This window comes from Ruegeria sp. CDSA141 (assembly GCF_059612005.1).
The window spans coordinates 96574-120012 of sequence record NZ_JBXWPT010000007.1 but is presented as its reverse complement, the minus strand read 5'-3'; the positions used below and the strand labels follow the sequence as shown (position 1 = coordinate 120012).

At 56.7% G+C, this 23439-nt stretch carries 19 protein-coding genes; 15 read left to right on the top strand and 4 right to left on the bottom strand.

Annotated elements, in window-relative coordinates:
- Window positions 1–52: 52 nt before the first annotated feature.
- The 14 genes from AC2FLP_RS12295 to AC2FLP_RS12230 all read left to right on the top strand — a co-directional run bounded on the left by AC2FLP_RS12295 (window position 53) and on the right by AC2FLP_RS12230 (window position 13627).
- Entirely contained in the window at window positions 53–1264 is a 1212-nt protein-coding gene (locus tag AC2FLP_RS12295; RefSeq protein ID WP_058273414.1) for an ABC transporter substrate-binding protein, read from the top strand.
- A 66-nt stretch (window positions 1265–1330) separates the two neighbouring features.
- On the top strand, window positions 1331–2353 hold the full coding sequence (locus AC2FLP_RS12290) for a carbohydrate ABC transporter permease (protein ID WP_496684750.1): 1023 nt from the start codon (window positions 1331–1333) through the stop codon (window positions 2351–2353).
- 1 nt (window position 2354) lies between these two features.
- On the top strand, window positions 2355–3509 hold the full coding sequence (locus tag AC2FLP_RS12285) for a carbohydrate ABC transporter permease (protein WP_496684748.1): 1155 nt from the start codon (window positions 2355–2357) through the stop codon (window positions 3507–3509).
- Window positions 3510–3636: 127 nt separating this feature from the next.
- Complete coding sequence (locus AC2FLP_RS12280) at window positions 3637–4167, top strand: ester cyclase (RefSeq protein ID WP_299897757.1); 531 nt, start codon at window positions 3637–3639, stop codon at window positions 4165–4167.
- Between the two features lie 11 nt (window positions 4168–4178).
- Window positions 4179–5510: a histidinol dehydrogenase gene (gene hisD, locus AC2FLP_RS12275; protein ID WP_299897755.1), complete on the top strand. Its 1332-nt coding sequence runs from the start codon at window positions 4179–4181 to the stop codon at window positions 5508–5510.
- Window positions 5507–6559, top strand: a complete 1053-nt coding sequence (locus tag AC2FLP_RS12270) for an ester cyclase (protein WP_299897753.1) — start codon at window positions 5507–5509, stop codon at window positions 6557–6559. Before hisD ends, AC2FLP_RS12270 begins: the two co-directional genes overlap by 4 nt.
- Complete coding sequence (locus AC2FLP_RS12265; RefSeq protein ID WP_117873048.1) at window positions 6559–7323, top strand: SDR family NAD(P)-dependent oxidoreductase; 765 nt, start codon at window positions 6559–6561, stop codon at window positions 7321–7323. Before AC2FLP_RS12270 ends, AC2FLP_RS12265 begins: the two co-directional genes overlap by 1 nt.
- Window positions 7323–8366, top strand: a complete 1044-nt coding sequence (locus AC2FLP_RS12260) for a LacI family DNA-binding transcriptional regulator (protein ID WP_496684747.1) — start codon at window positions 7323–7325, stop codon at window positions 8364–8366. The genes AC2FLP_RS12265 and AC2FLP_RS12260 overlap by 1 nt, the downstream gene beginning before the upstream one ends.
- The gene (locus AC2FLP_RS12255; protein WP_496684745.1) at window positions 8363–9352 is read left to right on the top strand and encodes a nuclear transport factor 2 family protein; all 990 of its coding nucleotides are present in this window, start codon (window positions 8363–8365) and stop codon (window positions 9350–9352) included. Before AC2FLP_RS12260 ends, AC2FLP_RS12255 begins: the two co-directional genes overlap by 4 nt.
- A 191-nt stretch (window positions 9353–9543) precedes the next feature.
- Complete coding sequence (locus AC2FLP_RS12250) at window positions 9544–10509, top strand: cupin domain-containing protein (RefSeq protein ID WP_117873045.1); 966 nt, start codon at window positions 9544–9546, stop codon at window positions 10507–10509.
- Complete coding sequence (locus tag AC2FLP_RS12245) at window positions 10506–11108, top strand: class I SAM-dependent methyltransferase (RefSeq protein WP_117873044.1); 603 nt, start codon at window positions 10506–10508, stop codon at window positions 11106–11108. The genes AC2FLP_RS12250 and AC2FLP_RS12245 overlap by 4 nt, the downstream gene beginning before the upstream one ends.
- Before the next feature lie 10 nt (window positions 11109–11118).
- Window positions 11119–12243: a cobalamin-independent methionine synthase II family protein gene (locus tag AC2FLP_RS12240; RefSeq protein WP_117873043.1), complete on the top strand. Its 1125-nt coding sequence runs from the start codon at window positions 11119–11121 to the stop codon at window positions 12241–12243.
- Entirely contained in the window at window positions 12240–12935 is a 696-nt protein-coding gene (locus AC2FLP_RS12235) for an alpha/beta fold hydrolase (RefSeq protein WP_117873042.1), read from the top strand. Before AC2FLP_RS12240 ends, AC2FLP_RS12235 begins: the two co-directional genes overlap by 4 nt.
- Window positions 12932–13627, top strand: a complete 696-nt coding sequence (locus tag AC2FLP_RS12230; protein WP_496684743.1) for an RraA family protein — start codon at window positions 12932–12934, stop codon at window positions 13625–13627. The genes AC2FLP_RS12235 and AC2FLP_RS12230 overlap by 4 nt, the downstream gene beginning before the upstream one ends.
- A 298-nt stretch (window positions 13628–13925) precedes the next feature.
- On the opposite strand, the gene AC2FLP_RS12225 is transcribed toward AC2FLP_RS12230, so the two are convergent.
- Window positions 13926–17387 carry an indolepyruvate ferredoxin oxidoreductase family protein gene (locus AC2FLP_RS12225; protein WP_496684742.1) on the bottom strand — a complete coding sequence of 1154 codons (3462 nt, stop codon included), beginning with the start codon at window positions 17385–17387 and terminating at the stop codon, window positions 13926–13928.
- A 126-nt stretch (window positions 17388–17513) separates the two neighbouring features.
- Between AC2FLP_RS12225 and AC2FLP_RS12220 the strand changes: the two genes are divergently transcribed.
- Complete coding sequence (locus tag AC2FLP_RS12220; protein WP_299897729.1) at window positions 17514–17981, top strand: Lrp/AsnC family transcriptional regulator; 468 nt, start codon at window positions 17514–17516, stop codon at window positions 17979–17981.
- 644 nt (window positions 17982–18625) lie between these two features.
- On the opposite strand, the gene AC2FLP_RS12215 is transcribed toward AC2FLP_RS12220, so the two are convergent.
- The 3 genes from AC2FLP_RS12215 to phnY all read right to left on the bottom strand — a co-directional run bounded on the left by AC2FLP_RS12215 (window position 18626) and on the right by phnY (window position 23438).
- Window positions 18626–20290 (bottom strand): Na/Pi cotransporter family protein, encoded by a 1665-nt coding sequence (locus tag AC2FLP_RS12215; protein ID WP_117873038.1) that lies wholly within the window; start codon window positions 20288–20290, stop codon window positions 18626–18628.
- Window positions 20291–20530: 240 nt separating this feature from the next.
- Complete coding sequence (gene pbfA, locus AC2FLP_RS12210; RefSeq protein WP_496684740.1) at window positions 20531–21883, bottom strand: (R)-1-hydroxy-2-aminoethylphosphonate ammonia-lyase; 1353 nt, start codon at window positions 21881–21883, stop codon at window positions 20531–20533.
- Window positions 21884–21989: 106 nt separating this feature from the next.
- Window positions 21990–23438 (bottom strand): phosphonoacetaldehyde dehydrogenase, encoded by a 1449-nt coding sequence (phnY, locus tag AC2FLP_RS12205; protein ID WP_496710058.1) that lies wholly within the window; start codon window positions 23436–23438, stop codon window positions 21990–21992.
- Between the last annotated feature and the right edge of the window lies 1 nt (window position 23439).

The window sequence follows — 23439 nt, the reverse complement described above, 5'->3', positions numbered from 1 at the left end:
ATAACACCGGTCCGGACGTCGACGACGGACCGATCCTGACAGGGAGAAACCTATGAAACTCAAGACGATCCTCATGGCCGGAGCCATGTCCATCGCCGCCACCGGCGCGTGGGCAGATTGCGCCTTTGAAAATGATGTACCGCTGAAATCACTGTCCGCCGGTTTTGAAGCCTGGAAGGCGGTCACCGATGCGATGGCAGAATGCGGCAATTTCAGCGCATCGCTGGACCAGGAATTCCGCGAAAAGCAACCTGAGGCATTTGCCGCTGATCCGGCGCTTTATCAGATCGGCGGTGTTTCGAACGCAACTCTGGTGCCTTTGCTCAACGCCGGTACGATCCGTCCGCTGGACGATCTGGTCGAGAAGTACGGTCAGGATTTGCTGCCCAATCAGTTGATCAAAGTTGATGGCAAGACCATGGCGATTGCGATGATGGTGAATGCGCAGCACCTGATGTATCGCGACGATGTTCTGGCTGAACTGGGCATCGAAGAGCCCAAGACATATGGCGATGTTCTTTCCGCGGCTGCCAAGATCAAGGAAGCCGGCGTCATGGACTATCCCATTGGTGGGACGTTCAAGACCGGTTGGAACCTTGGTCAGGAGTTCGTCAATATGTATTTGGGCGAGGGCGGTTCGTTCTTTGGTGACGGCAACATGCCTGCCATCAACAATGAGCAAGGCGTAGCAGCGCTTGAGACATTGAAGGCCATGACCGAGTACATGGACCCGGAATATCTGGTCTCTGACTCGACCTATGTGCAGCAGCAGTTCCAGCAGGGCAAGATCGCGATGGCAAACCTTTGGGCCAGCCGTGCAGCCGCGATGAATGATGAGGCCGAAAGCCAGGTCGTTGGCAAGGTGACCATGGCCGCGGCTCCAATGGGATCGGCGGTTCCGGCGACCACAATCTGGTGGGACGGTATTGTTCTGGCGTCGAACATGAGCGACGAAGAAGCGGATGCTGCCTTCCGCGTCGCACTTGAGGGCATGGACACCGATACGGTCAGTGCGAACAACGATGTCGCCGTATGGCTGAGCACGGCCTATTCGGCAGGTCCTTTGGCTGCAGGTGCTGCAGCGTCCGCTGAAGGCGGTGCCAAGGCTTACCCGGCTTCCGGTCCTATGGGCATCATGCACACCTCGTTGGGTAACGGACTGGCCGACTACCTGACCGGTGCCAAAGACGCACAGACGACTCTGGCCGATATCGAGGCAGACTACGTCACTGCCGCGAAAGAAGCGGGTCTGATCAGCAACTGATCCTCCCTTGGGAGGGCTACGGCCCTCCCATCCCTTTCCCTCGAGAACCATTAGAAAGGCAGAGCCATGAATTTCCGGACATTCGCCGTCTTTGTCGGTCCCTCTGTCTTTATGATGCTTCTCTTCATCGCGTTCCCGTTGGTCAGCGTGTTCAAGCAGAGTTTCTATGTCACCCAGCCGATCTATGAGACCGTCGAAAAGGAAACCTGCACACCCGGATTCCTGACGCAGACCTGTGTGACCGAGCAAGTGTCACAGCCGAAGCTGGATGAGCATGGTGAGATCATCACGCAAACCCAGTATGTGGGGTTGCAAAGCTATCGCAATGTTCTGGAACCTGACCGCGCATGGCGTGCCATAAGTGACGGCAGTTGGCATGTGCTGTCGACGATCAATTTCTGGAAGGCCCTACGGTTCACGCTGACGTTTACTTTGATCACTCTACCGTTGGTGGTCGGTTGCGGGTTAGGGATCGCGATCCTGATAAACAATGCCGCGCGTTCTATCCGCGGCCCGGTGATATTCGTCTCTCTACTGCCTTTTATCATCACCCCGGTGATCGGGGTTCTGTCAATCAATTGGCTGTTTCGCGGCGACGGTATCCTGACCGCGATGATGGAATGGTGGCTGAACCGTGACATAGCCCTGTTCGCGCAGGCCTGGACGATTGAAGTTCTCATGATGATCTACCGCGTCTGGCACGTTGCGCCTTTTGCCGCCATCATCTTCTATGCCGGTCTGCAAACGGTCAATCAGGACAGCCTGGAAAGCGCCGTAATAGACGGAGCGACCCGCTGGCAGCGGCTGAAGTACATCGTCATCCCGCATCTGATGCCGCTGATCATCTTCGTGTCGATGATCCACCTGATGGACAGCTACCGCGTGTTCGAAGAGATCGTCGGCTTTTCGAGCCAGGGCTACGTTATCTCACTGCAATGGCTGACCTTCGACTACCTGACGCCGGATCAAGCCGGCAACCGGTCGATCAGCCGGGCTTCGGCCAACTCGATGCTGACCATGATTGGCGTCGTCGTCCTGCTTATCCTTCCGCTACGCCGAACCTGGCGTGATCACAAAGGAAGTCACTGATATGTCCTCGCGTGCGCTCCGGCAGCCTTTAAGTCTGCGGCTGACCTCAAACATTTTTCTGGCATTCTGGTGCCTGATCGCAGCCTTCCCGATCTTCTGGATCGTGGTGATGAGCTTCAAGTCACCCGTCGATGCATTCGACAGCAACGCGCTGAACGTGATCTTCGGTCCGGCCACGCTGAGCGTCGGAAAGGGTTTGTCGCTGCTGGATATCATTCTGGGCATCGCGGTTATCTGGGGCACGATCCTCGCGGCAACCAGAACGTTACCTTCAATGGTCAGATCCTACACCAAACCCGGACAGGAATGGTTCGGCTGGCTGATCGGTGTGCTGGCCTTGCTGGTGGGTTTCCTGCTGGTGTTCTTCGTCGTCCTGCCTGCAATCCTGAACCAGTTGAACCCGCTGTTTGGCCCTCTGGGACGGGATGTGCTTGGTCTGACGACCGAGCATTACAAAACCGTCTGGATCGACCGGGGCTTTTCAAACAACTTCAAGAACTCGCTGATCGTAACGACGGGCGTGGTGACAGTGTCGCTGACCGTGGGCACATTGGCAGGCTACGGTCTGGCGCGGTCAGGATCAACTTTGGCCTTCTGGATCCTGATCGTTGCACTGGTGTTCCGAGCCCTGCCGCATTCTGTTCTGGTGGCAGGCTATCTGCCGGTGTTCATAAACTCGGCAGAATGGCTGAGCCCGATCTTGGGGGAAAACGCACCAACCTTGTACGGCAAGCCTTTTGCGGTAATCGCTGTTCTGGTTGCGATCAATCAACCCTTCACGATCTGGATGCTACGCTCGTTCTTCCAGAACATCCCGTCCGAATTGGACGAGGCCGCCCGCGTGGATGGATGCAGCCACTTTCAGGCCTTCCGCCGTGTCATCATGCCGGTGATGTGGCCAGGCGTGATCACCACAGGTCTGTTCAGCTTTCTGTTGGCCTATAACGACTTTCTGGTCACCGCGTTGCTGTTGGACGCGCAGAACCAGACCATGGTTCCCGCCATCGTCGGCATGTTCAACCGCGAGACCACGACAACCGACCAAGTGGTTGCCGTGGCCGCCGCCGTGTCGATCACCGCTCCTCTGATCTTCCTTGTACTGATCTTCCAGCGCCAGATCGTAAGCGGCCTGACAGCCGGGGCAGTCAAAGGCTAATGAGCAACAAGGCTCGACATAATGCCATGTCGCGCCATCCGGCGCTGAACAGGATGCCAAGGGACTTTCTGAGCATTGGGGCCGCACGTCCCAATCCCTTCCCTCGGCAACCTGAAAGGATAGAAAGATGAAAGGTTCCCGTCCCGAACAAGCGGTTCTGACCCGCGACACGGACATGAGCAAAACCGACGACACACGCCGCGTGATCGAAACAATGGTGGATGGTCTGAACGACCACCGTATCGACGATATTGGAGAATTCTTCGCCCAAGGCTTCCGCTGGATGGGCAATCAAGGCTGCGGAACCAAGACCGGCCTGGAAGAGTTTCAGGACAACTGGCAACGCCCGTTCCAAGCGGCGTTTTCGGACAAGACCTGTATAGACGAGGCACGTCTTTACATGGGTGAATGGGCAGCCGCGTTTGGCCGTCAGGAAGCCACGCATTCCGGCGAGTTTCTGGGCATCGCCCCCACGGGCAAGCGTGTCGAGATCAGGTACATGGACTTCTGGAAAGTGGTCGACGGCAAGATTGTCGACAACTGGGTGAATGTCGACTTTGCCCACGTTGCGGCTCAGCTGGGCGTGGACCTGTTCAACGGCGAAGGCTGGGAAGCATTTGATCGGGGTGAGAAACGTCCGCCCCGGCCGCAAAACTGAGGATTGGAAAGATGGCAATCGAGTATCTTAAACGCGGCAAGTCCGATGCGGATCGGGCAGAGGATGATGCCAAGACCCGTGCCGTGGTTGAGGCGACACTGAAAGACATCGAAACCCGTGGGGATGCCGCGGTGCGTGAGTTGAGTGAGAAGTTCGACAACTACTCGCCAGCCTCGTTCCGCCTGAGCCAGCAGGAAATTGATGACCTGATCGGGCAATTGTCCGATCGTGAGCTGGCCGATATCAAGTTCGCGCAGGAACAGGTGCGCAACTTTGCGCAGGCTCAGCGGGATTCAATGCTGGACATTGAGGTCGAAACCCTGCCGGGCATTATCCTTGGCCATAAGAATATACCTGTGCAATCGGTTGGATGCTACGTTCCTGGCGGCAAGTTCCCGATGGTCGCCTCGGCGCATATGTCGGTAGCGACCGCCTCGGTGGCAGGGGTGCCGCGCATCATCGCATGCACGCCCCCGTTTCAGGGCAAACCCAACCCAGCGGTGATTGCCGCCATGCATCTTGGAGGCGCGCATGAGATCTATGTCATGGGCGGCATTCAGGCGATTGGCGCGATGGCACTGGGTACCGAAACGATCGATCCCGTTCATATGCTGGTTGGTCCCGGCAACGCGTTTGTGGCCGAAGCCAAGCGCCAGCTGTTCGGGCGCGTAGGTATCGATCTGTTCGCAGGTCCTACCGAAACGATGGTCATCGCTGACGAGTCCGCCGCAGATGCGGAACTCTGCGCCACGGATCTGCTTGGTCAGGCCGAACATGGATACAACAGCCCCTGTGTGCTGCTGACCAATTCTCGCAAACTGGCCGAAGACACGATGGCCGAAGTTGACCGCCTGCTGGGTATCCTTCCGACAGCAGACACCGCCAAAGTGTCGTGGGATGAATACGGCGAGGTGATTGTCTGCGATACCTATGACGAGATGTTGCGGGTTGCCGATGATATTGCCTCGGAACATGTGCAGGTGATGACTGACCGCGACGACTGGTTCCTTGAGAACATGACCTGCTATGGGGCGTTGTTCCTTGGGCCGCGCACCAATGTTTCGAACGGGGACAAGGTGATTGGCACCAACCACACGCTGCCTACCAAGAAGGCCGGGCGATACACTGGTGGGCTTTGGGTTGGTAAGTACCTGAAGACGCACAGCTATCAAAAGGTTCTGACCGATGAGGCCGCAACGCTGATCGGCGAGTATGGTTCGCGCCTGTGCATGCTCGAAGGGTTCGTTGGTCACGCTGAACAGTGCAACGTTCGTGTGCGCCGATATGGCGGAATCAATGTTCCCTACGGTGCGCCGGCCCCTTACCGGGACGCTGCTGAATGAGTGACAAACATACTCATCACAAGGCCCTGATCGAACCGCTCAGGGCTGCGATGTACGATTTCAATGAGGCGGGTGTACGTCGGGCTTTCGCGGATATCACGTCGCCGGATGCCGTGTTCCGTCTGTGTCATCCCTTTGGGGACAGCATCGGCAGTGATGCTTTCTATGACACTGGGTATAAAGACTTGCTGGCGGCCTGGCCCGATCTTGAGCGTCGGGATTACATCGTCATGGCCGGGCCGGATGCGTTCGGCGCAGATTGGGTCGGATGCGGCGGGTATTACACCGGTGTTTTCATCGGCCCTTGGCTGGATATCCCAACAACGGGTCATCAGGTCACGATGCGGTTTCACGAATTCTACCGCTTCGAAAACGGCAAGATCGTCGAGATGCAGGCGCTGTGGGACATCCCCGAAGTTATGATGCAGGCGAATGCCTGGCCGATGGCGCCAAGTCTGGGCCGCGAATGGCACGTCCCGGGACCTGCCACTCAGGATGGGTTTGTCCCTGGTCCCTATGATGCGGCCAAGGGAAAACAGACCTGCCAGCACATCATCGACATGCTGGAGCATCTCAAGAAACACCCGTCCCAGGGTGGCCCCGAGGTGATGGAGATGGAGCGGTTCTGGCACCCGCGCATGAACTGGTACGGTCCTTCGGGCATCGGCACCGGGCGCGGGTATGCAGGGTTCCGCAACTGGCATCAGATTCCGTTTCTGAACGGTATGCCGGATCGCGGGCAGTTTGTGGACGACATCACCTATCACTTCTTCGGTGACGGGGAATATGCGGCCGTGACTGGCTGGCCCAACATGATCCAGACCGTCACAGACGATGGTTGGATGGGCATCGCTCCATCAGGCAAGAAGATCACCATGCGCAGCCTCGATTTCTGGCGTTTGGAAAACGGCAGGATCCGGGAAAACTGGGTGCTGGTTGATTTGCTGGATGCCTACCGGCAGCTTGGCGTTGACGTCTTTGCCCGTCTGCGGGAATTCAACAAGGCTCGAAATATGGGCCGCATTGAAATACCGGATGGAATGAACTGATGACCGAATTGCCACGCACCCCTTCGTTTTCCCTGAACGGCAAATCCGCCCTCGTTACCGGAGCTTCATCTGGCATCGGTCAGGGCTGTGCAGTGGCTTTGGCCGAGGCAGGCGCGCATGTCGTCTGCGCGGCCAGAGGCAAGGACCGGTTGAACGACACCGTCGCTGCCTTGCAGGATCACGGCTGGTCGGCCGAAGCGCTTGTGATGGATCAGGGTGATCTGGGCGCATTGGAACAGCTTTTCGCGTCGCGCTGCTTTGATGTCGTGGTGAATTCGGCCGGGATCGCACGGCACAGCGCGGCCATCGAAACCACGCCCGATGACTTCGATGTTGTCACCAATGTCAATTTGCGTTCGGCCTATTTCCTGTCCGCCTACGCCGCCCACGCTTTGATCAAGGCAGGAAAGCCGGGATCGATCATCCACATCTCCAGCCAAATGGGGCATGTCGGTGGGGTCGACCGGGCACTTTATTGTGCAACCAAGCATGGCCTGGAGGGCATGGTCAAATCCATGGCGATCGAGTGGGGTAAACAGGGCATTCGGATCAACACGGTCTGCCCGACTTTCATCAGAACCCCCCTGACCCAATCCACTTTCGACAATCCTGAACGTGCCGCTTGGATCATGGACAAGATCAAGCTGGACCGGATCGGAGAAGTCGAAGACATCATGGGCGCGGTGCGGTATCTCGCATCAGACGCCTCTGCTCTGGTCACTGGTACTTCGATGTTGATTGACGGGGGTTGGACAGCAGATTGATGGCTAGGAAGGTCACATCTCTTCAGGTTGCGCAGTTGGCTGGTGTCAGCCAGTCCGCCGTCAGCCGCGTTTTCACGCCTGGCGCCTCTGTCAGCAAAAAAACCGAGGAGAAAGTGCGCAAAGCCGCCGCTGAACTGGGCTATCGCCCAAACGTTCTGGCCCGCGCCATGGTATCCGGGAAAAGTCGCATCATCGGATTGGTGGTCGCCTATCTGGACAACTACTTCTACCCAGAAGCGCTTGAGAAACTGTCAAATGCATTGCAGGAACAGGGCTATCACGTTCTGATCTTCATGGCCTCCAGAACCGCTGGAAACATAGACGACGTGATGGAGGAAATCCTCGATTATCAAGTCGATGGCGTCATTCTGGCCTCGGTTGCGATGTCGTCGGATATTGCAACGCGGTGTCAGCAGGCGGGTGTGCCGGTGGTGTTGTTCAACCGCAGTCAGGATATCGACGGGATCACCTCGGTTACATCGGACAACTACGCTGGCGGCCGTAAGGTGGCCGAGTTCTTTATCGCCGCTGGTCACAGACGCATCGCCTATATTGCCGGGTGGCAGGGCGCTTCAACACAGCGAGATCGCGAGGCCGGCTTCCGGGCCGCGCTCAGCGATGCGGGCCAAGAACTGTACGCTCACGACATCGGTGAGTTTCACACTGAGAACGCACGCCTCGCGGCCCGCCGTATGTTTGATGTCGAACCGCTGAAACGGCCTGATGCCGTGTTTGTTGCCAATGATCACATGGCGCTTGCGGTCATGGACGTCATTCGGTTTGAGTTAGGAATGCGTGTGCCCGAAGACGTGTCTGTCGTTGGTTACGATGACGTCCCTCAGGCCGGATGGCTTGCCTACAATCTTACGACCATTCGTCAGCGGGCCAATTTGATGGTTTCCGAGACCGTGGATGCTCTGCTGGACCATATTGAAAAACCGACAGCTGCTGCGGCGCGTAAAGTCGCCATTGATGGGCCGCTGATCGTGCGGTCTTCGGCCCGATTGCCCAAGGGATGGGCCCCACAAAGGACAGAGACATGAAAGGCTTCGATCCAAAATTCCGGGATTTTCCGGATTACATCATCGGCATCACCAAAGAGATATGGGAAGACCGGGGGATCGCCACGCTGCATGAATATTACAGCGATGACATCGTCGTCCGTTCGCCCGGTTCGGTCGTTTTGGGCAATCAGAATGTCATTGGGGCCACAATGGCAACGCTGGCCGAGTTTCCGGATCGGCAGCTGCTGGGCGAAGACGTGATCTGGTCCGGCACACCGGAAGAGGGCATGCTGAGCTCTCATCGCATCATTTCAACGGTCACGCATTTGGCCGAGGGCGTCTATGGCAAGCCAACCGGCACCAAGCTGCGTTACCGGATTCTTGCGGATTGCCACGCCATCGACAATCAGATCAACGATGAATGGCTGATCCGTGATCAAGGCGCGATTGTACGCCAGATGGGCTGGGATCCCAAGGAATACGCCGCGAATCTGATTGCCCGCGAAGGAGGCAAGGAGAACTGCGTCAAGCCTCTGACCCCCGAAATCGATCAGCCTGGACCATACAAAGGCCATGGGAATGACAACGAATGGGGGCAGCGCTACGCCGACATTCTGACGCGGATAATGAACGCAGATATGGGCGTGATCGGTTCAGAATATGACCGAGCTGTTCAATCAGAATATGTGGGTGGCGTAACAGGGCATGGCTGGCAGGCCGTCGACCGTTTCTGGATGGGTCTGCGGGCGAGTTTTCCGAACGCAGAATTCAAGATTGAGCATCAGATCGGGCGAGACGACCCTGATATGCCTCCGCGTGCGGCAATTCGCTGGAGCCTATGGGGCAAACATGATGGCTGGGGCGTGTTTGGGGCGCCGACTGGTGCACAGGTTTATGTCCTCGGTATCAGCCACGCTGAGTTCGGCGCACTGATTGCGGGGCAGCCGCAGTTGCGTCGTGAATACACTATTTTCGATGAAACCTCGGTCTGGAAGCAGATCCTGTTGCAGAGCGGAGAAGTCTGAGTGGGCCGTCCGGTCTCATATCGCATCCTTTCAGGCGGTCTGTCCGAGCCCCGGACCATTCGACGTTTCCATATGTACCGTCAAAGCCTTAGGGCGCGGAGACTGAACCTGCGCCCGCCCGGAGAGTAAGGGCGTGTCCTGCTCGGGCACACGAGCTTTCTTTCCAAAAACGTTAAATCGGATCGTACGTCATGACAAAATCATCCATCCCTTCCCGCATAGTCCGCTATGGCGAGCTTCAACCCTGTAAAACCGCTTTTATCGATGCCCACACTCCCGGCAGCGATCAGAAAGAGAATTTTACGATAATCGGCGGCGGCGTCTCGGAATCTCCGGACCAGCATGTCCACATCACCGACAAGATCGGCTTCAACATCGGAGCCGCGGGGCAGCCGCCGAAGTGCCGAAACTCACTGCACAGCCACACCACGGCCGAGGTCTTTTTTGTTGCCAAGGGTCGTTGGCGGTTTTTTTGGGGCCGCTATGGCACGGCCGGGGAATTCATCGCCGAGGAAGGGGACATCTTCAACATTCCAACGGGGATTTTCAGGGGCTTTGAGAATGTCGGCCAGGATTACGGAATGATCATGTCAATCCTGGGCGGAGACGATGCGGGCGGCGGCGTCACATGGGCGCCTCAGGTAATCGAAGATGCGCAGGCACATGGTCTGATGCTGGGCGACAATGGCGTTCTGTACGACTCCAAACAGGGCCAGGACTTGCCCCATAATGTCCGCCCGATGCCTTTGCTGACCGAAGAACAACTGAAAAGCTATCCTGAGGTTCCCGTCGAGGATGTGGTCAACAAATACGTCGCGCGGTATTGGGATCTGATGGCGTTGTCGGCCAAAAAGCCCGCAAAGGTGATTGGCGAAAACGCAATGATCAAGGACAAACCCGGATTTGCGGTCGACTTCCTGGGACGAGGATCCTCGGTGACCCAACCGATTGCCGCAGAGAAACCGGTGGTTCTGATGCCGGCCAGCGGTCACTGGCGTGTTGCGATTGACGGGTACGAAACCACGATCTCGGTGGGCGACACGGCCTTGGTTCTTCCCGGCGAAACCTATGGCGTTCGACCATCGATGACCGGACAGGCGGGCCTGTACCGCATCACCGCAACCGATGACCCGGCAGGAGCGACCTGGACAGAATGAACGCGGACCCGAATGACACCCACGCCGTTTATGAGCGACAGGCAACAGAGTATGACAGGCGCCGTTCAAAGGCCCTGTTCGAAGCGCGCTGGTTGGCGCGCTTCACTGCCAGCCTGAAGCCGGGTGACCGCGTATTGGATCTGGGCTGTGGCTCGGGCGACCCTATTGCACGGTGGTTCATGGCAGAAGGATTTGATGTCACAGGCATCGATTTTTCCGACGCCATGCTTGCCATTGCGCGGGGCCGTTGGCCCGCTGGGGACTGGCGCAACGCGGATATGCGGAGCTTTGAATTGGATCAACAGTTCGAAGGTATCATCGCCTGGAACAGCTTCTTTCACCTTACGGCGGATGAGCAAAAAGACTGTATCGCCCGGATGGCGCGCCATTTGCGGCCCAAAGGAATGCTCATGCTGACTGTCGGACCTCGTGCCGGAGAGGTCAGCGGCACGGTGGGATCAGAACTAGTGTACCACGCCTCGCTGTCCCCGGCGGGTTACGCCGAGTGTCTCGAGAAAAACGGGCTGCAAATGACCGGATACCTGGCCGAAGACCCTGAAGCCCAAAGCCACACGATCCTGATGGCACGAAAGATCTAAGGAGGTCCCAATGACCGTAAAAACCACACATGTTGGCTCTCTGCCCCGAACGCAGGACGTCGTGGATTTTATTTTTGCCCGCGAAAACGATGAACCCTATGACACAGGCGCCTTTGATACCTGCATGGCCAACGCCGTGGCCGAAACGGTGCGCAAACAGGTCGAAGCCGGTGTTGATATTGTCAGCGACGGCGAAACTTCGAAAATCTCCTATGCGACCTATGTCAAGGATCGTTATACCGGGTTTTCGGGCGACAGCCCTCGTAACGCGCCGGCAGACTTGAAAATGTTCCCCGGCTTTCTGCAAAGACTGGCCGATGACGGCGGTACGCCACAATACACAAGGCCGATGTGCACGGGTGAGGTGCGATCAAAGGGGCAAGGCGAGTTACAAAAAGACATCGCCAACCTCAAGGCGGCCATGGCTCGGCACGGGGCCGAGCGTGGTTTCATGAATGCCGCGTCTCCCGGAGTGATCTCGCTGTTTTTGCAGAATGATTTCTACCCGACGCGCGAGGCCTACCTGGCTGCGTTGGCCGACGCAATGAAAGAAGAATATGAAACCATCGTTACCGCCGGTTTGGACCTGCAACTGGATTGCCCCGACCTCGCCTTGTCGCGCCACATGCTGTTCACCGACCTGTCGGACGATGAGTTCATCAAGATAGCCAACATGCATGTCGAGGCCCTGAACCACGCGCTTCAGAACGTCCCGCAGGATCGCGTACGGGTACATATATGCTGGGGCAACTACGAAGGCCCGCATTGCTGTGACATCGCCATGGACAAGGTTTTCAACACCCTGATGGCAACCAAGTCGCGCTATGTCCTGTTCGAAACGTCGAATCCGCGGCATGCCCATGAATGGACTGTCTTCCGGGACCGCAAGGCCGAGATTCCCGATGACAAGGTGCTGGTGCCCGGCGTGGTCGACACCACAACCAATTTCGTCGAACATCCCGAACTTGTGGCCCAACGGATCGACCGGTTCACAGAAATCGTGGGGGCGGACCGGGTGATCGCGGGCAGCGATTGCGGCTTTGGCACTTTTGCGGGATTCGGCGCCGTTGATCCCCAGATCGCCTATGCCAAGCTGGCGGCGTTGTCCGAAGGGGCAAAGCTGGCCTCAGCATGAAACCTCTGATCTTCTTGCCGGGCATGATGTGTGATGCCCGGCTTTTTGGCCCCCAGATCAATGCTCTGTCGGGCAGAATGCCCGTGATGACCTTTCCGTTGTCTCACCACGACAGCGTTGAGGCCATGGCGCACGATATCCTCAGAAATGCGCCACCGGTTTTCACGCTGGCCGGGTTGTCCATGGGGGGTATCGTGGCGATGGAAATAGCGCGCCAAGCCCCTGAACGTGTTTCGCATCTGGCTTTGCTTGACACCAATCCACTGGCGGAAAAGCCAGAGGTAAAAGCGCGTCGCTCGCCCCAGATGTCCGCCGTTCGCAACGGTCAGCTGAGGACCGTGATGCGTGACGAGATGAAGCCCGGTTACCTGGCTGATGGACCGAACCGGGAGGCGATCCTGGATCTGTGCATGGCAATGGCCGCCGACTTGGGCCCTGACGTTTTCATAAGTCAGTCCAAGGCACTTATGAACCGCCCTGACCAAAGCAAGACACTGACGGCTTATACCGGAAGGGCTATGGTTTTGTGCGGGCGTGAAGACCGGCTTTGCAATGTTGAACGCCACCGGCTTTTGCATGACCTGCTGCCACAAAGCTCGCTCGAGATCATCGACGACGCGGGTCACCTCCCGACTTTGGAACAACCTGAAAAAACAACAGCGGCGCTGTCCCGCTGGCTGGAGGACACATGACCCCGACCCTTTTGTCTTTGCTCCGCAAAGTCGACACACCAACTGTCTGCAATGCCATCGAGGTGGCGCAGGGCAAGCGCGGGTTCGACAGGTTCACGCGTGGCACCATGCTAAGCTCTGCCCCCGAAGGGCCTGCCATCATCGGCTATGCCCGCACTGCCAAGATCGCTGCGGTCAATCCCCCGACCGAGCCGCCCGAAGTCATCAAAGCCCGACGTATGGCTTATTACAAGTACATGGCCGAGGCACCCGGCCCTTCAATCGCCGTGGTCGAGGATCTGGATTATCCTGATTGTATCGGCGCTTACTGGGGTGAGATCAATACGACAGTTCACAAGGGATTCGGCATGTCGGGGGCTCTGACCAATGGTGTCATGCGGGATCTCGGGGATTTGCCCCAAGGGTTCCCGGTTGTCGCTGGTTCCATCGGACCGAGCCATGGTTTCGTCCACGTCCGCGAGGTTGACACTCAAGTTTCGATTTTTGGTCTGACAGTTGAGTCCGGTGATCTGGTTCACGCCGATCGTCATGGCGCTTTGGTCATACCGAATGATGTCGTCGATCAATTGGAAGGTGCTATCCAAAAGCTTTTGGCGACAGAACGTATTGTTTTGGACGCAGCCCGCGAGCCCGCGTTTGATTTCGAAGCATTCGAAACCGCCTGGGCCGCCTTTGAAAAAGCAAGGGTCTGATCGCAGGGGCCAGAGACAATGAAAGCCGATTGGGTGAAAAACACTTACAGGTCCCTTACTCGTCAACCCAGAGCCGGAGCAAGACGGCCTACGCCAACGCAATGCCCGTGACGAAGGTTTAGCCACATCTGCCTATCCGGTGGCGGCGTCGCGCCGCTGCCGGTGGCGTCCGAACGTGATCCGGATTATGTCGCACCATTGCACAGACAGCAGCCCATTTCATCGCGATGTGCGGGGGTTCAGATCCGTTCAGCCCCGCCTGAAATCCGCGTTTCCGGACAGATTTCGGAAAGAACGTTCAAGCCTTATGAGAAGCAAAGCCCTGCGCATCACTTCGCTGTTCTCCGATCACGTTCAGCATGGCATCTACATCAGCACGTACGGTTCGTGTTGCCGCTTCGCGCACCGGACCAAAGCCGCGGATATCCAGCGGGGCTGACAGGATTTTCAGGCAGGTTTCCGCCTCCAGTTCGGGGTTGGCCTCTTCGACGCGGTCCAACACACTCAGAAACCAGGCCTGGGTTTCGTTTTCAAGCTTGCGGTCCCTTGAAAACCGGAACGGATCAAGCCATCCTCCGCGAATCCTGCGTACACGGGAAAGGAGCCTCAGGACGGGGGTCATCCAACCACCGTAGCTTCGCTTTCGCGGCCGTCCGCGTGCATCCTTCTGACCACCTAAAACCGGAGGGGCGAGGTGGTATTTGATCCGAAAATCCCCCTCGAACTCGGACTGTAGTTGTTTCTCGAATTGTCGCGATGTCAGCAACCGGGCGACCTCGTATTCGTCCTTGATTGCCATGAGACGGAACAAGGATTTTGCCGCAAGCGAAAGCGCTTTCTCCCGTATCTGATCAGGCAGTGCTGCGGACAGCCGGGCCAAGCGATCCCGGTACTGTTGCGCGTAAGCGTCATCGTGGTAGGTCGCCAATTCGTCGGACCGGTAATCGATTATCTGCTGCGCGGATTCTTGCGAAGACCTCTTCTCCTTTGCATTCAGCACCTGTGGGTTTGCTGCGATCACCCGCCCGAGATCAAAGGCCATCGCGTTAGCCTCGATCGCGGTTCCATTGAGCTTGATCGCCTGTTTGATCGCAACCTCACTGATCGGAATGTTCCCCAGCTGCCACGCGACACCAAACAGCAAGGTATTGGCGAAAACCGAGTCCCCCAGCAAATCCACCGCCAATTGGTTTGCATCCAAACCGAAGACATTTTCTTCGCCGACGGTCCGGCGTATCAACGCTTCTCGTTCATCGACCTTGAGCTGGGCATCGCGCTGCAAAACAAGGTCACCTGTTGGCATTTCCGCACGGTTCAGTACGACTTTTGTGCCTTTGCGATAGTGAACCGAGGCTTTGGGCGCCGAAGACACGACCACATCACACCCAATGACGGCGTCGGCGCTTTTGGCCTCAATTCGGACCTGATTGATTTCGTCGGGCGTGCGGGCAATGCGAACATAGCCGACAACCGTACCGAATTTCTGGGCGAACCCGGTGAAATCCAGCACGCTGGCGCCTTTGCCTTCCAAATGCGCCGCCATCGTCAGAACGGCGCCCACTGTTACGACACCGGTACCACCGACCCCACCGACCAGAAGGTCGTGCGGCGCGTCCAAGTCAGGAAGCTGCGGGTCGGGAACCTTGGCAAGAAGTGACGGGATATCCAGTTTTTGCTTGGGTTCTTTTCGCCGTATCGCCCCTTCCACGGTAATGAAACTGGGGCAAAACCCGTTCAGGCAGGAAAAGTCCTTGTTGCAGGAGTTCAGGTTGACCTTTCGCTTGCGGCCCAATGGGGTTTCCAATGGTTCAATACTCAGGCAGTTGCTTTCGACAGAGCAATCGCCGCAGCCTTCGCACACCGCGGGGTTGATGAAAGCAAATCGTTTGGGGTCTTCTGTTTTTCCACGCTTGCGGCGACGACGCTTCTCGGTGGCGCAGGTCTGCTCGTAAATCAAAACCGTTACACCTTCGATGTCACGCAACTCACGCTGCACGGCATCCATCTCTTCCCGGGGGTGAAAGCTCGTTCGTGCCGGAAAATCTTTGGAATCGAATTTTGTAATATCGTCTGAAATTAACGCGATCCGGTCCACGCCTTCTGCGCGACAGGTCTGGGCGATCCCGGAAACGCTGATAGGGCCATCAACAGGCTGCCCCCCCGTCATTGCCACTGCATCATTGTAAAGGATCTTGTAAGTGATGTTTGTACCTGCCGCAACGGCCTGGCGAATGGCAAGCGACCCGGAATGATACCAAGTTCCCTCGCCAAGGTTTTGAAAGATATGTTTGTTGCCATTGAATTTCGAGGCAACAACATGCGGCACACCTTCGCCACCCATCTGCGCATAACCGACCGTGTTGCGGTTCATCCAACTTGCCATCACGTGACAGCCGATGCCTGACGCAGCCGTGCTTCCATCCGGGACTTTGGTGGACGTGTTGTGGGGGCAACCCGAGCAAAAATATGGTGACCTGACCGCACCCGGAACATTCAGAACAGATGGCGGTTCGTCCGTCAGCGCCTTCGCCTTTTCCAAGAATCCTTCTTCCGGAAAAAAACGGTCGAGTCGCTCTGCAACGACCGGAATCAGGTTCAACGGGCTCAACTCTCCGGTCCAGGGAATCAATGGATCGCCTGCCGCGCGGTGTTTTCCAACCATCTTTTCGGGTTTGTCCCCCGGCCAGTCATAGAAGTATTCCTTGAACTGGCTTTCGATGATCCCGCGTTTTTCCTCGACGACCAGCACCTCTTTTTTGCCACGGACAAAAGACAGCGCATCGCGCCGTGCCAAAGGCCAAACCATCCCGACCTTGTAAATGTCGATGCCCAAACGGCGGCATCCGCTTTCGCCGAGACCCAGAAGGCGCAGCACTTCCATCAAGTCCAGATGGCTCTTGCCCGTTGTGACAATCCCGAATGGAGCATCCTTGATATCATAGATTCGCCGGTCGATCGGGTTGGCTTCGACAAAAGCCTCGACCGCCCGCAACTTGTGTTCGATCCGCGTCTCGATGGCCGGGCTTGGCAAATCGGCGCTGCGGACGTGCAGACCGCCTGGCGGCAGACCTATTTCCGGCAAGGTAAATGCACGGTCCGGTTTCAACTCCACGGATTGCCCGCTTTCCACGGTTTCCGAAATCGCCTTGAACCCGACCCAGGTGCCTGAATATCTGCTCAGCGCGATCCCGTATTCACCGAACTCCAGATATTCAGCCGCGTTGGCCGGGTTCAGCGTTGGCATGAACCAGGTCATGAAGGCGACGTCAGACTGATGCGGCATTGAAGAAGACACGCAGCCATGATCGTCACCCGCGACAACCAGAACACCGCCCTTCGGCGACGAACCATAGGCATTGCCATGGCGCAGCGCGTCTCCTGAACGATCGACTCCGGGGCCCTTCCCATACCACATCGAAAACACGCCCTCGACCTCACAATCGGGATCAAGCGAAGCCTGCTGGGCACCAAGAACCGCTGTGGCACCGAGATCTTCGTTTACGGCCGGCATGAATGTGATCCTGGCTGCCTCGGTTTCCTCTTTCGCTCGCCACAGCTCCAGATCCAGCCCACCGAGGGGGGACCCCCGATATCCGGAAATGAACCCAGCCGTATTGTTTCCTGCGGCTGCGTCCCTGCGGGCCTGGTCTAACATGATGCGCACCAGAGCTTGCGTTCCTGTCAGGAATACACGGCCCTCTGAGGCTTTGTATCGGTCCGACAGGGCGTAAGTTTCGAATTTCAGGGACTGGTCAGTCATGGGTACCTCACGTTACTGGGTATTTTACCGATATTTTTTGAAGAATCTGTTCTGCTTTCCCGAAAATACCGTGTATTGTTGAAAAATTCTCTCTTCTTTTGTCGAAATTTAGGGTATTTTTCCCGGATGCTTTTCGACTCACGTGACTGCCAACTTCTCGCGATCCTTCAGAATGATTGCCGCATCTCAAACGCTGACCTTGCAGAACGAGTGGGCATGTCATCTTCTGCCTGCTGGCGTCGAGTTCGTGCGTTTGAAGAGGCCGGTCTGATTTCGCAGTACCGGGCCGAATTGTCGCCCCAACACGCAGGGCTTTCATTTCAGGCCATGGTGCATGTACATCTGACCCGGCACAATCCGGAACATCTAGAGCAGTTCATTGCAGCGATCGAGACGCGCCCGGAAGTAATGGAATGCTACGCAACGACCGGGCAGGCAGACTACCACATGCGGGTGATCTGCAAGGATATCGGGGCGTATAACGTTTTTCTTGAAGAATTCCTGTTTCGCCTGCCGGCAGTGGAAAGCGCGCAAACGAATGTCGTTCTCCGCGAAATCAAACGCAGCAATGCCCTGCCCATTCCTTCTTGTTGATATCGATTGTCGAGGGACTTATTTGCCTTCTGTTTTTGGTTTAGTTGCACAGCTTTGAACACACCAGCGGAAGGCTCATTCCTTTCGCTTTAGAAAAAATGCCGTGTTAGCAGGCAGCCGCAAACAGAATGGCCGTTTTTGAGTGCTCCAAACGGCAGGTTCACGCGAACACGTTACCAAGCGACGGTCACACCCTCCATACCCCGCGGCGTTGCTGAAAACTGAGATTTTCACAGGTCAGGATTCCGCAAGCCCCCAAAAAAACCGACGCGCGATCAGGCATCAAGGCAGGTAAAACGTGGTCGCCTTTTGGACTGCGACATTTTGAATTCTGCCATCTATTCCGTGCATCAAACGGTACGATCGTGCATCTGAAGACCTGCCCTCAACTGTAGGAGAAGCTGGTTCACTTGAATTGATGTGATCTCTTGTGCGGTGCTCCGGGCGGAAGGTGCCAGAGACGCCGAACAATCTCAAAATCAAATTTCGAGCCTGAAGCCACTTTGATGCTTCGATTTTCGTTTTTTTTCTTTTCTTTTCCCTTGCTTGCATTGAGTCCGGCTCCTGTTCCCTGCCGTCATCAAGAGTGTAGCACCGTTTCTTTGCTTTTGCAGATTTGAGAGCGAACTCTCCTTGGCTTTCGGCTACTCCGCAATTTCGTCGATCAACCGCGTCTCCAGAAGCTGGCCATTCTGGTACAGAACCGGGTACGCAATAGATGCAATGTGGCTGTTGAACTCTCGGAACGCACGTAACGTCTCAAGATGAATATCACTGGTTTCGAAGCTTTCCCGTGACCCGTGCTGCAATCGGCGCAGGTGTCGTTTTCGGCTTTCACGTTCCACCCGTTTGATTTCGGTCTTCTCGAGGCTGAGCAGGCGCGCGCTTTCCAGATCGTCTGAAATGAGTACGTTTGAAGCCAGCTTCACATTAGCCAGAATGCCCTCGTGCATCTGAACAAGTTCCGACCAGCCTTCCTGCGAGAAACTCGAGCCCTTGGCCCGCATTTCACCCGCCAACACTGTCAAGCGCTTGGCAACGACGTCGCCGGCCGTCTCAAGCCGGATAGCGAACTCCATAAGGTCGCGTGCAGTTTTTGCGTCCCTTTTTTCGTAAACATCCGGCGGAATCGCCGAAACGAATGCCCTGATCCCGGACAGGCAATTGTTCACGTCTTCGTCGATGGCTTGCACCGCTCGAATCTGTTGTTTGTCGCCGCTGCGATACAATTCCAGGCAAGGCCGGAACATGGTTTCGACAAGGTCGCTCATCCGCAACAACTCACGCTTGAGGCTCGGCAGGGCCTGGCTGGGATTTGCCACATTGCCTATGTCCAATGCGCTGGCCGGTCGTGCCGGTTGCGGTACATTTGCCTTTTTCTGATCAGGCAAGAACCTTTCGAACGGGCCTTTCAATTTGCCACAAAACGGTAAGGCGAGGACCAGCAGCGACAAATTGAACACAACGTGCACATTGACCAGCATCTGCCCGCCTTGCGGATCGCCCAATACCCCGGTCCGCAGAGCCATGTTGGCCGCAAATAAACTCATCAAAGCCCAACTGCCACGCAATGCCAGGTTGGCGTAGGGAATGCGCCGGGCCGGGGCTGGCATGGCGCGGGTGAGCCAAATCGGAATGAAGGCAGAGCCGAAGTTTGCGCCAAAAACCAAGGACATTCCAGCGGCAAACGGGATCGCTCCGATCTGTACAAGGGTCACACACATGAGGATGGCCGCCACCGAGGAATGCATGATGAAAGCCAAAGCGCCCCCTACAAGGAACGCGGTGATGTAATCGCGCGCCAGATAATCCGCCACAGCAGGCAGAAACGCACTATCCCGAATGGGATCCATCGCCTCGCGAAGGAACCGAAGCGAGATCAGGATAAAGGCCACACCCATCAGAATGCGCCCCAGCTGTCGCGTTTTTTTGGCTTCGGTCTTTACGAACAGATACCCCCCAACCGCCAACAGCATTGGAACAAGCCAGTCCAACCGGAACGAAAGTATCTGGATGATCAGCGCCGAACCCAGATCGCCGCCAAGTACAATCGCAAGGCCGGCAGGAAAACTGAGCATTCCACTGGCCGCAAATCCCGAGGTCAACAGAGCAACAGCCGCCGAGCTTTGCAGCACAACCGCCATCGTCAAGCCAACCACCGAGGCCTGCAGGTAACTGCGCTGTTGGGTCATTACACGCTGGAACGACGCGCCATAGCTGCGCTCGATCCCGGTTCGCACCATGCGAACCGCGTAAAGAAGCAGCATCGTCGCCCCGGCAAGGCTGATAAGGAAGCTGACAATTGCCATACTCTACCCCGTTATTATTGTTGGCTCAGTGTATCGCAGCGCATGGTATTTTTCATGTGTCTGACCGCGATTGGGAAGTGTTACATCCCATTGTGGCCCACAAGGCGTAAACTCCTGTGTGTTTCACTGCAACCATTTCAAAGCGTTTTGACGGAACACCCGTCGCTTATGAGGTTGGCCAAGAGGTCCCGGAAGGGCGCGATCACTGATCCTATTGTGACACGAGGTTGGTCGCGGACGTCAACTCTCGGCCTTGATTGCGGCAATTACAATGTCGATTGCGCGGTCCAGGTCCAAACGCGAGATGGTCAGCGGCGGTGACAATGTCAGAACGCACCCCTGGCTGATCTTATAGCTTAGACCGGCCTCGAGGCAGGCATAGTATATCCGTTCGGCGCGCGCGTTCCCCGGCGTTTTGTCGGCGCGATCATCGACGATTTCAATCCCGAACATCAGGCCCCTTCCCCGGATGTCTCCGACAATCGGAACGTTCTGAAGTTCATCCATCAAGCGACCAATGGCATGTTCACCCAGTTCCGCTGAACGGTGAACCAAGCCTTCGTCTTCGATGATCTGGATCGTCGTCAAAGCGGCCCGGGCAGTGACCGGGTTCTTTTCGTGCGTGTAATGTCCGATGGCAAAATCTCCGCAAACATCCAGCTGCGTACGGGCAACGCAGGCCGCGATGGGCAGGATGCCGCCGCCAAGCGCTTTCCCAAGTGTCACGATATCCGGGATGATCTCGTCATGCTCAAAGGCGAACATCTTGCCAGTCTTGCCAAGACCCGTTGGGATTTCATCCATGATCAAAAGCGCCCCGTGACGGTTGCACGCCTCGCGAACCGTCTTCCAGAACCCCGGCGGAGGGACATAGGGCACAGCGCGCATCGGTTCCGCTATGACAGCCGCCACATCTCCTTCACGCTCGAGGACATATTCGACCATTTTCGCGCAGGCCAGTCCGCAGGTTTCGGGGCCCGCGTGATTGTACGGGCATCGATAGCAGGCAAAGGGGGCGACATGTTCGGTACCGGACAGGAGGGGGCCTGCGATATGACTGCGAAACGTCGCCTCTCCGCCCACACTTGCGGCGCCGAAACCAGCGCCATGGAAGGCATCCCAGAAGCTGATCGTTTTGAACCGACCCGTAGCGGCGCGTGCAATCTTGAGGGCGACCTCGTTGGCGTCAGAGCCGCCGGTGGTAAAGAGCATTTTCCCCAGATCGCCAGGCACGATCTCTGCCAGTTTCTCGGCCAACTCTACGGCCGGATCATTGGTGAAGCGGCGTGGCGCAAAAGGAAGATCGTCAAGCTGTGCCTTAATGGCGGCAACCAAACGGGAATGGCCATAACCGATGTGGTGCACCGAGTTGCCATGGAAATCCATGTACCGGCGGCCCTCCATATCCTCGATCCAGATCCCCTCGGCCTTTGCAATGGTGCTGACGCAAGGTGAGGATAGAGATTGATGCAGGAACACGTTCGCATCGCGTTTGAGCAATGGCGTTGACTTCGGCCCCATGGACTTTTGCAACCACACCTTGCGCGCCTCAGACGTGTTTGATTCCCCTTCAGTATGGACAATTTGTGGCATGTCCGCTCCTCTTTGCCGTCATCAAATGATGCGGACCCCGCAAGGCCCGCCAGTACCAGGGAGGAACTGTGTTACCCTTTCCACAGATGGGGAAAAGGCGGTACGCTTAGTTAGGCCACGGCAACGAATAGGTTTTGACGTTGGTGAAAAACTTCATTGCTTCGATGACGCCTTCCTTCACCCCGTTTCCACTGTCCTTGATGCCGCCAAAGGGCGACATTTCAATGCGATAGCCCGGCTGTTCCCAGATGTTGCAGGTGCCGACGTTCAACCCGTTGATGAAAGCAATCGCCCGGTTCAGATCGTTTGTGCAGACACCCGAAGACAGGCCAAACTCGGTGCCGTTTGAAATTGCCATCACCTCTTCGTCGTTGTCCGGCACGCGAACGATCGGCACGATAGGACCAAAGGTTTCCTCCATCACCAATTCGCTGTCATGGGGCACTTTGTCGACCACGATAGGCGGCAGCAGCGCACCCTGACGGCCGGGGTGGTACAGAATTTCAGCCCCCTCTTTTTCCGCCTGAAGAACACGGTTTTCAAAAATCTCGGCGGCCTTGTCATGGATCACGCATCCCAGTTCGGTTTCTGGGTCTTGCGGATCGCCGAACTTGATCTTCTTCGCCTTCTCAAGAACCAGCGGCACAAACTTGTCGGCCACACTTTCCTGCACGAGTATGCGCTTGACCGCCGTGCAACGCTGACCGGAGTTTCCTGTAGCCCCCGCCACGGCAATTGTTGCCGCCTTGTCCAAATCGGCCTCAGTGAGGTCATTCAGAACGATCAGAGGGTCGTTGCCGCCAAGTTCCAGCGCCTGACGCTTGTAGACGCCTTTTTCGGCGATCATCTTGCCCACGGGCACACCGCCGGTAAAGGTGATGATATCGATGTGTTCATTGGTGATCATCTCGTCGCCAATGTCGCCGGGCCAACCTGTCACGACCTGGAACATCTCGGGCGGCAAGCCTGCCTCATAGAGAATGTCAGCCAGTGTCAATGCGGTCAGCGGCGTCAGTTCAGTCGGTTTGCAAACCATGCAATTGTTGGTGGCAATCGACGGCGCGATCTTGTGGCTGACCATGTTCAGCGGGTGATTGAACGGCGTGATCGCACTGATTGCTTTCACCGGCTCTCGGGTGGTGAAAATCTTGCGGGCCTTTCCGTTATGGGTCAGGTCGCAGGAAAAGATCTCACCATCATCCTTCAGTGCCTCGGCCGCCGCGAATTGATACACGTCCTGCGCGCGTTTGGTTTCGTAGATCGCATGCTGGTGACAGATCCCCAACTCCAGCGTCAGCCATTTCGCAAGATAGTCGCGCTTTTCGCCGATCAACTCGCCCGCCCGTTGCAGGATTTGGCTGCGCTCGTATCGGGTCAGCTTGGGTTTGTAATTCGCCGCAATCCCAAAAGCCCGGCGCGCATGTTCGGCTTTACCGGCTGGTACGTGACCCACGACTTCGTTGGTGTACGGGTAGAGAACGGGAACAGTGTCGTCGGTAAAGACAATCTCGCCACCGATCCGCATTCCCTCGTTACGTACTTCGATTTTCGACATG